The sequence below is a fragment of the Parashewanella curva genome, from assembly GCF_003675895.1.
Taxonomy (GTDB): Bacteria; Pseudomonadota; Gammaproteobacteria; order Enterobacterales; family Shewanellaceae; genus Parashewanella; species Parashewanella curva.
On the sequence record NZ_ML014781.1, the window covers coordinates 41,793 to 54,024 of the forward strand.

The 12,232-nt window shown below is 40.8% G+C and carries 11 protein-coding genes; 5 read left to right on the plus strand and 6 right to left on the minus strand.

The window, feature by feature from the left end; genetic code table 11:
- Window positions 1-536 precede the first annotated feature (536 nt).
- A complete protein-coding gene (locus D5018_RS22260; protein WP_279386885.1) occupies window positions 537-668 on the plus strand; it encodes a hypothetical protein in 132 nt (43 codons plus the stop codon).
- Between the two features lie 528 nt (window positions 669-1,196).
- On the opposite strand, the gene D5018_RS11730 is transcribed toward D5018_RS22260, so the two are convergent.
- Together D5018_RS11730 and cutA are read right to left on the minus strand one after the other, a co-directional pair.
- Window positions 1,197-2,993, minus strand: coding sequence for a protein-disulfide reductase DsbD (locus D5018_RS11730; protein WP_121839197.1), 1,797 nt, complete (start codon window positions 2,991-2,993; stop codon window positions 1,197-1,199).
- Complete coding sequence (cutA, locus tag D5018_RS11735; RefSeq protein ID WP_243637427.1) at window positions 2,990-3,325, minus strand: divalent-cation tolerance protein CutA; 336 nt, start codon at window positions 3,323-3,325, stop codon at window positions 2,990-2,992. The genes D5018_RS11730 and cutA overlap by 4 nt, the downstream gene beginning before the upstream one ends.
- A gap of 118 nt (window positions 3,326-3,443) precedes the next feature.
- On the opposite strand from cutA, the gene D5018_RS11740 reads away from it, so the two are divergent.
- Both D5018_RS11740 and D5018_RS11745 read left to right on the plus strand, forming a co-directional pair.
- Window positions 3,444-3,956 (plus strand): FxsA family protein, encoded by a 513-nt coding sequence (locus tag D5018_RS11740; protein WP_121839199.1) that lies wholly within the window; start codon window positions 3,444-3,446, stop codon window positions 3,954-3,956.
- Between the two features lie 72 nt (window positions 3,957-4,028).
- On the plus strand, window positions 4,029-4,934 hold the full coding sequence (locus D5018_RS11745; RefSeq protein ID WP_121839200.1) for a hypothetical protein: 906 nt from the start codon (window positions 4,029-4,031) through the stop codon (window positions 4,932-4,934).
- 20 nt (window positions 4,935-4,954) lie between these two features.
- Here D5018_RS11745 and ubiK read toward each other — a convergent pair whose 3' ends face one another.
- The 4 genes from ubiK to D5018_RS11765 are packed head-to-tail and all read right to left on the minus strand — an operon-like array spanning window position 4,955 to window position 9,785.
- Complete coding sequence (ubiK, locus tag D5018_RS11750; protein ID WP_121839201.1) at window positions 4,955-5,215, minus strand: ubiquinone biosynthesis accessory factor UbiK; 261 nt, start codon at window positions 5,213-5,215, stop codon at window positions 4,955-4,957.
- A gap of 36 nt (window positions 5,216-5,251) precedes the next feature.
- Window positions 5,252-5,599 (minus strand): hypothetical protein, encoded by a 348-nt coding sequence (locus D5018_RS11755; protein WP_121839202.1) that lies wholly within the window; start codon window positions 5,597-5,599, stop codon window positions 5,252-5,254.
- Window positions 5,600-5,612: 13 nt separating this feature from the next.
- Window positions 5,613-8,675, minus strand: coding sequence for a multidrug efflux RND transporter permease subunit (locus D5018_RS11760; RefSeq protein WP_121839203.1), 3,063 nt, complete (start codon window positions 8,673-8,675; stop codon window positions 5,613-5,615).
- A 12-nt stretch (window positions 8,676-8,687) separates the two neighbouring features.
- Window positions 8,688-9,785, minus strand: coding sequence for an efflux RND transporter periplasmic adaptor subunit (locus tag D5018_RS11765; RefSeq protein ID WP_279386886.1), 1,098 nt, complete (start codon window positions 9,783-9,785; stop codon window positions 8,688-8,690).
- 215 nt (window positions 9,786-10,000) lie between these two features.
- On the opposite strand from D5018_RS11765, the gene D5018_RS11770 reads away from it, so the two are divergent.
- Together D5018_RS11770 and D5018_RS11775 are read left to right on the plus strand one after the other, a co-directional pair.
- Window positions 10,001-10,945: a hypothetical protein gene (locus tag D5018_RS11770; RefSeq protein WP_121839204.1), complete on the plus strand. Its 945-nt coding sequence runs from the start codon at window positions 10,001-10,003 to the stop codon at window positions 10,943-10,945.
- Between the two features lie 2 nt (window positions 10,946-10,947).
- Window positions 10,948-12,039: a hypothetical protein gene (locus tag D5018_RS11775; RefSeq protein WP_121839205.1), complete on the plus strand. Its 1,092-nt coding sequence runs from the start codon at window positions 10,948-10,950 to the stop codon at window positions 12,037-12,039.
- Window positions 12,040-12,232 lie beyond the last annotated feature (193 nt).

A 12,232-nucleotide genomic window follows, 5' to 3' on the forward strand; every position in this document is an offset into this window, starting at 1 on the left:
AGCATTCGTTGTTGATACTTTGTTTATATAAAGTAATCTCACCATTTGATTTAAAATCGGCAGTTATACTCGTGATACCTGAAGGTGCAGGATTTCAGCGAGAATTAATTGCCATTTAGGCAAGGCACTTTCCTGTAGTAATAGTTATTCTATTACAAGGGAAAGTAACGCAGTATAAATGACAATTAAACTCGCACTACGTGGGCTTTTCAGCATTGATTCTTCTTTGTTGTGAAAGCTTAAATTAGCCCGCTAGTTCTTCACTTTCACGCCTAGAATAATGCAACGCTGAACAAGCCCTGAAAGTTGCATCTTCAAGTATCACGAGTATATATAACTTTCTGCATCGATTTATCTGCAATAGAGACAGCTTTGTACATCGCTCAATTTAAGATCAAATCGGGGAAGGAAACGAGAGTGTCTTAGCTTTAAGTTTTAATGGTGTCACTGTGGACGTTATATGGAGCTGTTCACTTTATAGGTAATAAAAAAGATGGACTTAAAAGCGCATCAATCATACTTTTAGGAGTGTTTGAATGAAAACCTTATTATTAATTGCTGCAATTAGCGCCCCTGCTTTTTCCACACCTTCTACTCAATATTTTGGTAACTGGAGAGTGATTCAAGCAGACGGTAAAAGTGTGATAACAGGGGTCCTAGTCCAGTAACGGATCGAGTTTTCGCTTTAGTCTGCGATAGTAATAATCAATGTGATTTAAATTACATTGATGATGATGCTCAGTGTACGGCGAACCAAACCAAACAAGCTACAGTACTGGCTAGGGCGGCACCGTATACTTTCTCTTTCCAAATAAGTTTGCAATGTTTCAATGACAAAGGTTGGGTCGATTCCAACTCTGTGGACATGGACAGAATATTACACGTATTTACGAGCTCAAACCCATCTTATTATTCATTTACTATCAGTTATAACGATGACCCAAGCAAGGCAAATACTTACTCTTTAACAGGAGCAACCGATGCTGTGAACTTTGCTAGAGGGCAGCAAAATAATTTTATGGCGAGCCATTAAATATGGATTATGGCCAAAATTGCATGCCATAATGAGCGGTGTTACTGAGTGACAAAGCGGTGTGAAGCTTTATCATCTCTTCAGTTTTCATCGATTAATATCAAAATAAAAATGCCGAATGAAGCAATCATTCGGCATTAATCATTTCAGGTATCGACTGAATTTACTTCAATAGTAAATCCAAATGGTCAGTAAATGGCTCTGGTTTCATAAAGCCTGTCACGCGATATTCATCGCGGATCTTGCCCGTTGTGTCGAAGAAGATTAATGTCGGCAGACCATAAACATCGTAGTTTTCTAAAAGCTCGATGTCGTCATCGTCGTTTTTAGTCACGTCGGCTTGGATTAGCACCATGTTATCCATTCTTTCTTTAACCTTAGTGTCGGCAAAAGTAATGTGTTCAAACTCTTTACAGGCCACACACCAGTCGGCGTAAAAGTCTACCATCACGGCTTTGTTTGCAGCTTTAGCTTTGGTTAGCTCTTGCTGTAAATCACTTAAGGTTTTTACTTTGATAAACCCTTTTGATTGATCAGGAGTCGTTTGCTCAGCGACAGGGACGATAAAACCTAATTTAAACATGACCGACTGGAAACCATAAGAAAAGCTCCCCATAAAGCACATGGCAAGTAAAACAGCGCGAGTACTGTGTTTCCAGTTATGCTCAGTTTTACGGTTTTCATGCAGCAGGTAACCGGTTAAGGCAATACCCCATAATGCCCATATCACATCAATGACTACACCCGACCAAATACGACTTAGCATCATAATAGCTACAGAAATGAGTAAGAAGCCAAACACAGTTTTGATAATGTTCATCCATCCACCTGCGCGTGGTAGTAGTTTACCGCCAGAAGTTCCCATAATGAGAAGCGGCAGTCCCATGCCCATGCTGAGAATATACAGAGCAAAGAAGCCCAGTACTAAATCACCGGTTTGAGCAATGTAAATGAGTACACCTGATAATGGTGCTGAGGTGCATGGTGAAGCAACCAAACCAGAAATTGCGCCCATGACGAAGACACCAAGGAAGTTTCCACCCTTTTGATTATTAGACGCCGCATTCATCTTCTCTTGCCATTTTGATGGCAACTTAAGATCGTAAAGGCCGAACATAGACAAACTAAGTACAATAAATAGCAGTGCTATTCCTATCAATACTGCTGGTTGCTGAAGCGCGGCTTGGTATTTCAAACCAGCAGAAGCAACGATAAGACCTAAGATGGAGTAGGTGATGGCCATACCTTGTACATAGACCATCGACAATGCGAAACCTTTGGAATATGACAAACTTTTACCCTGACCAACAATGATCCCTGAAAGAATGGGATACATTGGAAAGACGCATGGTGTTAAGGCTAAGCCAACCCCTAAACCAAAGAAAATCAATAAGGTCAGCCATAAGTTATTGTTAGACAGCAATTGGCTTAGGCTATCTTGTTCGCTTACAACAGGTTTTGACTCTGCTTTATTGGCTGGCTCTGTCGCTGTAGTAGCCTCTTCCGACTTTACTACCGAGGTAATAGGTTTTAAATCAATGGTTCGTGTTGTGGGTGGATAGCATAAGCGACCTTCGGCACAGCCCATAAATGTCACTGAAAACGTGGCGCCTTGAGTAACGTCTTTTAGTGGAATGCTTAGCTCTAAAAAGTTGGTATAAACCTCTTGATCACCAAAGTACTCATCATGATGCATTTTGCCTTTAGGAAGCAGTACGGCTCCCATTTGTGCACCCTTGATCGAAAACTTGAGTTTATCCTTATACATGTAGTAGCCATCTGAGTCTATGACCCAGTTGAGCTTCAATTGATCGCCAGCTTGATTGGCCTCTAAATCAAAGGCTTTTTCGACAGGCAATAGCTCTGGCTGAGTATCAAAAATACCCGCTTGAGCCGTAAGGCTGTACCCTAAAGGGATACTAATAAATAGAGCAAAAAAAGTGTGTATGAGTTTTTTCATGGCTGAGTCGACGTCTTTATCCAGTCCAAGTAAGGTTCTGAGCTTTGATCGATTGGAAGGGCGATCAGTTCAGGTGTGTCATAAGGGTGATGATTTTCTATCAATTTTTCAAGCTTAGGCATATGTTTTTTCAAACATTTAATGTGCAGTATAACTTCTTGGTCTTCACATATTTCCCCTTTCCATAGATAAATCGAGCTCACTTGAGGATAACATTGCACACAAGCGGCTAATTTACTGTTAACCAGTAGCTTTGCCAGTGTTTTGGCTTGATCGAGATCAGCTACGCTAGTGATCAGCAAGTGTAATTGTTTATCTGTTGATATCATCATTGAACCTAAGGTTATAAATTCTGTCCGATAGGTTACACTATGTTTAATTCATATAACTTGAAATAAGACCGAATAACCCCCATAAATTATTCATAGAGTTTTGATTTTTGGAGAACGAATGATTTTTGCTTTACTTGGGATCTTTATTTTACTGCCCATTTTAGAAATAGCCTTGATGATCCACGTTGGTACCGTGTTAGGAACATGGAATACCGTAGCATTGATTATTCTTACCACCATAATTGGTGGCTCTTTAGTTCGCAGTCAGGGTATTGAGAATTTAAAAAAAGTTCGAAGTAAAGTGGATCATGGTGAGATGCCTGGCTCAGAAATCATCCAAAGTATGATGCTGGCTATTGCCGGTGTAATGCTCTTTTTACCTGGCTTTATTACTGATTTCGTTGGTGTTTTATTTTTAACCCCGTTTACTCGTAAGCCGATCGCTAACTTCCTTTTAGCCAAGATGAAGGTTCAAATTGTGAATCGTCAGGCTGGTTTTCATTATCAACAAGGCTTTGGAAAAGATGGATATAAAAATGACGGCGATGTATTTGAAGGTGATTTCGAACGTAAGTCCGAAGAAGTGAAGCCTGAGAATCGCTTGGATGATAAAGATGAACCTCATAAGTGATGAACGTTAATTAACTTGTTGAGGCCTGAAAAATAAAGAATACTAACCCTAATTTTTCAGGCTTTTACATTTATGACAACAGATCGAATTACAGCGGGTCAAGCTCTCAACAACCTTCCTGCCCAAGTTGATAATAGCTCAGACTCTACCATCTACGATGATGGCTATGTCGTCACAAAGCCATCCAAAAACGTTCCTATAGAGTTGTTTCATCAACAGCCTACTCCAGATCCAGACCCTTGGACACAAGAGGATTGCCTTTTATGTTGCGGACTTACCTGTTGTTTTGTTTCATGGCTGATAGTCGTTCCTGCGGTAGGATGTGGATTGCTTGAAAAATGTTTGACGAGACTGTTTGATGATGAGGTTAGGCCTGTGGACAGGCAAGGTATAACGCCAAACGTTAAAAAAATAGAGAAACCAAATCCGAATTCTAAGGTTAAGTCACAGCTAAAAATAGTTACAGAGCCTAATAGAAGTCTGCAACAGCAGTCTGCTCCACCTCCGATTATTCCCACTGAGCCAGCTCATGTGCGTCGAACGATTACTGTTCAAGCAGATGTTGAGCCTCAAGTACCAGAGCTATCAGTTAGTCAAAGTATGCGCGAGCTACAATCGCAAGAATCAACTAGGGAGCTAACAGGTGGCAAGCTCGACTATATAGAATTACTAAATCGGATACGTGAGCTTCCATTTCCAGAGTTTCTCCGTACTGAACGTGGCTTTGAACTTTGGGTGGAAAGCATTACCAAGACCAGTCTGCAGGCTAAGAATGTTGTAAATGTAATAATAAGAGATGGAGCAGCAGCGGACACTCAATCCGCTGCAACTATGGTTTCACAAAGTGAAATTGAGCACTGGAAGCCAGTGGTTACTGAGGTTTGTTTGCAGGTTTTGTCGGAACGTGGGATCAAATTGACTGATAATGACAGCTCAGACAGCGAATATTCCACCACATCAAGTTATAAATCGTTGTAACTGAATAACGAATATAACAATTAATCGCTTTTACGCTCATTGATTTGCTTTTCAAGCTCAGCCACTTGAGCCTGGAGTTGTTCTAGCTTTTCACGGGTTTTTAATAAAACATGCTGTTGAACCTCGAATTCTTCACGAGAAACAAAATCGAGCTTCATTAATTGGTTTTGCAACACTTGCTTACTTTTCTGCTCAAACTCGCCAGCAAATTGCTTGAGAGGCTCTGGCATGGTTTCGGTAAGTTGCTTAGCAATATCTTCAATTTTTTTGGGGTTTAGCATAGTTTGTACTCAGTAAAAACGAATAGCGTGATTCTATCAAAAAGAATTAGGTAAGCGTTGAAATTTAGCAAAACATTGGTTTAATCCTAAAATTTCATAAACAATGATAGGCATACAACAAAATATGGTTATACAACAACCATCAGAGTCGTTACTATTTTGCGATCGCCAAAATTTACGAAAGCACTGAGAACACTTACCATTCAAAACATAATCATCGCTATTTTCATCACCATCAATGCGATATGAATTGTCGTTGAGGCCGACGACACTAACAGGTTGTGTTGCCATAGCATAAGGTGGTGGTTGACCATGCATTACATCGCTGTAATTGGGTGGTTGTATTTCATCTGAGGTGATAAGAGGGCTTGCTTCATTTACCATATGCTTAATCTCTCTATTCGTTCACTTCAGGTAATGGTTTATGTTGTTGCGCGATATAAGAGTAAATTACTGGTAATACAAACAAGGTAAATATCGTACCGATAGCCAAACCTGCGACAATTACCAAACCAATGTTAAATCGAGCTGCGGCACCGGCGCCAATGGCATTAAGCAGAGGGATCAAACCCGCGATCATTGCAGCGGTTGTCATCAAAATTGGGCGTAAACGAACAGAAGCAGCAAGTTTTATGGCATCAATGCGTGATAAACCTTGGTTTATTTGTTCTTCTTTTGCCACCTCACACATCAAAATACCGTGTTTAGTGATAAGACCAACAAGGGTGATCATCCCTACTTGTGAATATATGTTTAAAGAGGCTAATTGTGCTAAATGAGCCCAGTCCAAAGCCATTAAGGCTCCACTAATAGCAAGAGGCACTGAAATTAAGATCACCAGAGGATCGCGAATACTTTCAAACTGGCTAGCCAGTACCAAAAAGATGATGGCAATGGCGAGTAAGAAAGTGATGTAAAGTGCGCTGCCTTCAGTAATGTATTGTCTCGCTTCTCCTAAATAGCTGTGACTGTATCCTTTAGGTAAATCAGTCTTAGCGATATTTTCAACAAACTTGATAGCATCTCCAATCGCTACTCCTGGGGCGTTAACGGCACTGATAGACACTGAGTTCATTTGGTTAAAGTGGGGTAGAGACTTCGGCGCTGAAACAACCTTGATGTTAATTAAGCTGGATAATGGAATAGAGCGACCATCGGCAGCTTTAACATAGTAGTTGGCAAGTGCCTCAGGGTTATCACGTAACTTACGTTCGACTTGTGGGATCACTTCATATGAGCGTCCATCTAGGTTGACGCGGTTGATATAGCCGTCACTCATGAAAGTCGCTAATGTCGAACCAATTTCTTGCATGGTAATACCGTACGCTCCAGCTAGGTCACGTTTTATGTGGAGCTTCATGGTGGCCGAATCGTATTTCAAATTAATATCGGAATATACGAATAATGGGCTTTTTTGTATCTTAGCTAATACTTGCGTGCCAAGTGTGAATAAATTCTCAAAACCATTAGCTGAAGTGATCACTAATTGGATCGGTAACCCTTCACCCGCTCCCGGTAATTCTGGCATTTGAAAGGTAGTTACGGCGATTCCTGGTATGTCTTTAAGTTGTTTGGTTAATACTTTATTAACTTGTTTTTGACTCTTATTTCTTTGGCTCCAGGGTACTAATGGCGCAAGCCCAAACGCTTGATTAGAACTCGGAATGCCCGCCATGGTTAAGGTATCGTCGGTTTCTTTTTCAGCAGAAATAATGCGTTCTACCAGTGCCATATTGGCTTGAATGTAATCAAGGTTGGCACTAGAAGGCGCAGTAGCCATCACCACAATTAAGCCATTATCTTCTTTAGGGGCTAATTCAGTTGGGATTTGCTTAAACATCAAAGGCAAGGACACCATAACCAAGGCTGCAAAAACAAGAATAACGGCACGCTTATTAAGTACCGCACTTAATGCACGATCGTATTTATTACTCAGGCCTGTCAAAAAGCGTTCAATACCTTGTTCAAAACGATTAGGACTGACATGAGCTTTGAGCATTTTGCTGCACATCATGGGGGATAAGGTGAGAGCGACAATGCCTGAAATGAATACCGCTCCCGCCAAGGTTAAAGCAAACTCTTTGAATAAAGCGCCTGTGATGCCGCCCATTAAAGCTATCGGTGAATAAACGGCGGCCAAAGTAATGGTCATGGTGATCACTGGCATGGCGATTTCACGTGTACCTTTAATCGCTGCATTAAAAGGGGACTCGCCAAGCTTGATATGGCGGTCAACATTCTCCACGACCACAATGGCATCATCCACAACCAAGCCGATGGCTAACACCATTGCCAATAATGTCATTAGATTAATGGTAAAGCCGAACATACTCATAAGCAGTACTACACCAATCAAAGACAGTGGAATGGTGACTACGGGAATCAATACTGCTCTTAGTGAGCCTAGGAATAAACTGATCACCACAATAACGATGATCGCGGCTTCGGTAATGGTCTGCACGACCTCGTCGATTGACTCATTAATGGCTTGAGAAGAGTCATATTGCACTTTCATTTTTATTGATGGTGGCAAGTTTCTTTGCAGTTCTGGCATGAGTTTCATTACGTCTTTAGCGACGACGATCGGGTTCGCTTTTGGGGTTACATCAATCCCAGCTACTACCGCTTCTTTGCCATTTACTAAGGCACGATACACATCATGGCTTTTATCCAAACTGACTTTGGCAATATCACCTAAGCGGACAATTTTTCCCTTTTCACTGCGGATCACTAATTGTTTTAGTTCAGCCACCGAAGTGGTTTGGGTATCTGCGGAGCCATTCATTAAGGTGAAATAACTGTTGGTTTGTCCGACCGCAGACTGGAAGTTATTGGCTTGTAGCACTTGCCCAACATCGGTGGCAGAAAGGTTAAATGCGGCCATACGGGCTGGATCTAGCCAAATGCGCATTCCATAGGGGATACCACCAAATAGGTTTACCTTAGCAACGCCGTTAACAGTAAAGAATTGAGGTTTTATGACGCGTTCAAGGTAATCAGTGATTTGGCTGGAGTTCAGACTATCGCTGGAAAATGCTATGTACATTACCGAGGTCTGTGAGCCGGTAGACATCTCTACGGTGGGATCTTCAGCTTCTTTCGGCAGTTGAGAACGTACCGAATTCACTTTAGCCAGTATGTCTGCCAAGGCACCGTTTGGATCGGTATTCAGCTTCATTTGCACCGTAATGGTGGAAGATCCCATTGAACTTGACGATGTCATGTAGTCAATATTATCGGCTTGGGCAATCGCTTGCTCTACAGGCTGAGTAATAAAGCCTTGGATCAAATTGGCATCGGCGCCGTAATACCCTGTCGTTACAGTGATGACGGTATTGGTCATATCGGGGTACTGACGCACCTGCATGTCTTTTAATGCGTTTAACCCCAGTAACAGCAAAAGTAAGCTGATGCATACAGAAAAAACCGGTCTGCGAATGAAAATATCAGTAAATTTCATGGCAAACCTCCATTAAAGTTCTGGCATTTTAGCTGGTAAATTCAACGCTCTATCTTTAATGATTTTGACTTTACTGCCTTTACTGAGTCGGACTTGGCCTGAAGTAACATAGTTTTCTCCGGCTTTTAAGTCGCCTTTAACTAAGGCAAGGTTGCCATGACGCTCAAGTACCTCCACTGCAACAGGGTAAACCCTTTTGATTGACTTACCTTGCTCTTGCTGACTTTTCACGATGTAGATTGAGTTGCCATATAAAGAAAAGTTAATTGCGGTTTGAGGGAGAACCCATTGTTGTTTAAGTGGAGGAAGAATGACATTGACATTGGCAAACATGCCGCTGCGTAAATATTCATCGTGATTGGGAATTTCCGCTTGAACTTGAACTAACCCACTTTGATAAAACACCGCAGGTTCAATGGCTGAAATACGTCCTGTAAAGATTCTATTGGGGAAAGCATCGACTTTTATATCTAGCGATTGACCAATAGCAACATTAGGCAATTGCTTTTGGGTAATATTAAAGCGGATTTTCATGGTCTTAACGCTTTCAAGCCGCACTATTTTTGTTCCTGATTGAATAAACTGTCCTAAGTGAACATCGGTGATACCAATTAATCCTGAAAACGGTGCACGAATCACCTTCTGAGCGATAGTGGCTCGTAAGGCTTGAATATCGGCGCTCATAGAAAGGTAGTTGGCTTGGGCTTTATCTAGGTCTTGTTTAGATACAGAGTCTTTGCGGTATAGCTTGGTTAATCGATCGAAATCAGCTTTAGCGGCAGGCAATTGAGCTAATTTACTTTTTAAATTGGCTTGCTCAATTTGCGCATTTAAGGTCAGTAATACTTGGCCCTTTTTTACTCGGCTACCATTATTGAATTTGATTTTGGTGATAAGCCCAGATAACTGATTGGAGACGTCGACTCCCTGAATCGGTTCAATAAACCCTATGGCTTTAATGGTCGACTGCCAGTTTTTGGGTTGTGCAACCTCTACTGTGATTGGCATGGTAGGTTCAGGCATATTGGCAATCGCTTGTTTAATTTTGCCCTGAACGAAAAAATTGAAACCGATAACGCTACCAAAAATGACAGCGGTAAGGATTAACATAATGAACAACCATTTTTTCATAAGTGATCTCGCAGAGGCTTCAAATATGTTGAAATTTAAAGCATAGTTTAATACCAAGTAATAAGTGATTTTTTGAAAAGCTAACTTTATTCAGTGCGGGTACAGCTATTTGGAAAATACAATTATTCAGCTTTAATTCAGCTACATAATGAGAAAATCACACTTAATAGTATGGTATTCCATTAAGTGGTGTGATGAGTACAGAGTTTCATTCATCAAACATAAAGCAAAAAGTAGCCGGTCTTTGGCAAAATACCTGTCGGCTTTTTGGTGGGCGAAATCGCTCTCGAATTGATTCTGAAAATACTTATAGTCTAACAACAAGCAAGCTTACCCCTACTGGTCATGAAGCGAGGTTTCATTCAGATTCAGTAGTCAACCAGAGAACTTCTGTTGAGCAATTCCATAAAGCTGATTCTGTATCTGTTGAGCCTAAATGTGTAAGTCCATACCCGCTTCCTCCGACAAGAACTGTTTCAGATTCACCTCGGAAAACGACGAGCCATAGTGTGCCATGTATCGTTAAAGCAGAAGTTTCCACAGTAAAACCTGAATTGTCGTTAGCAACCATAAAATATCTTCATGAACCGCTCAAAATGAAATTGCCAATTTGTGCTTTGATAGCGACAGGGAATGTAGACGGTTTTGTAACTTCATTGCTGAGTGATGACACTGGGCAGTTAGTTAAAAAGCTGGGACGTGAATATCGAAATCTCGGTGCCGAGGAGAAGGTTGAATGCTACATACAAAGATGGCTAGTCAATGAAAACCATACTGACACAATCAATTGGGCGCATTTTATTCAAGCATTAAAAATTAATCGAAATAGTGTTTTAGCCGTAAAAGTTGAACGTTACTTGGACAGCTTTTCTTATAATCACTCAGAAGGTTCATCAGAAATTAAGTCGGTCCGTTATACAAATGCATTGGCAGAAGAGGTAGATTTAATCAACCTCACTGGAGTCAGTCAAGGTGCTGTTAGATATTTGCACGTTAACTTATGTGTGTTAGAAGATGACATGTTATCAAGCTTTGGTGAGGAACTTTTTTTAGAAAATGGTGGGGAAATGTTGATGAAATTCTTGCAACGAGGTCAAGATTTCAAGCTGATTGTGAAGGTACATTTCGCGAAATTCTAAGTTTGTGGATACATGATGATTTATCAGAAGATAAGTCGTGGGGGTATTTTTTAGGCGTTGTAGAGAGGTTTATAAATAAAGAATGGCAAACACTAGGGCAACATAAAGCCAGTGAAATGCTGCGGTATTGTAAAAGGATCAGAGATGAAAAAAGTGGCAATTCTAATATCGAGCCAGATACAAGTGTGCGACTAGTGGCTTCACCAAAAACAGATTTAGCCAGCTGCGAGAAATTGAAAAAAGTAACCCCCATAAAGGATGGATTACACACTTATGTGACCATGCAGCAACTACAAGATTTTGTGCAGCCAACCGAAGATGCTGGCTGTTTTCTTGGTCTGTTAGAAAAGCAACGTATTCCAAACTTACAAGAATTGTGCGTTTTATTCACTGGGAGTGGGATGTTCTACAGCAATCATACTGGAGATATTCCACGAGAGCAGCCAATTCAAAAGGGATTGCCAGCTAAGTTGTTTAAACAATGGATCGCGAATACTGCAGAACCAACATGGCAGTGCTTTTTTGATTTATTTGACCGCTATTGGCAACAAGTTGAGCCGTCTGAGAATAATCAAATGCTAATCACAATATTAGCAACGGCCCGATCGTCTCTCAAGCTTATTCATAATGATAAACCTGTCGCTCAACCAAAGCAGGTATCAATCAGCGACGAAAGGAAAGTAAGGGTAAGACCGATACAGGGAAGTCTGCATAGCTATGTAACTATGCAGCAACTACAAGATCTTGTGCAGCCAACCGAAGATGCTGGCTGTTTTCTTGGTCTGTTAGAAAAGCAACGTATTCCAAACTTACAAGAATTGTGTGTTTTATTCACTGGGAGTGGGATGTTCTACAGCAATCATACTGGAGATATTCCACGAGAGCAGCCAATTCAAAAGGGATTGCCAGCTAAGTTGTTTAAACAATGGATCGAGAATACTGCAGAACCAACATGGCAGTGCTTTTTTGATTTATTTGACCGTTATTGGCAACAAGTCGAACCGTCTGAGAATAAAAAAATGCTTGTTGGTATCTTAACCGATGTCAGAGCCTATCTTCAATCTGGTCAAGCTGTTAACGTTAATAACATGTAAAACCAGCGGCTAAAGTTACACGCTCCAGCGAGGAATCTACCATCCATGGGGAAGAAATGAGCGACGTAAGTAGCCGACTAAAAGTTTTTTAAATCACAAAACTTCTAAGAATTTTGCAGTTCCTCATAAATTTTCATTTTAGACTTTAGTACCCTAAAAACAGCTTTATCTCAATTTAGAGAGTTATCATGAA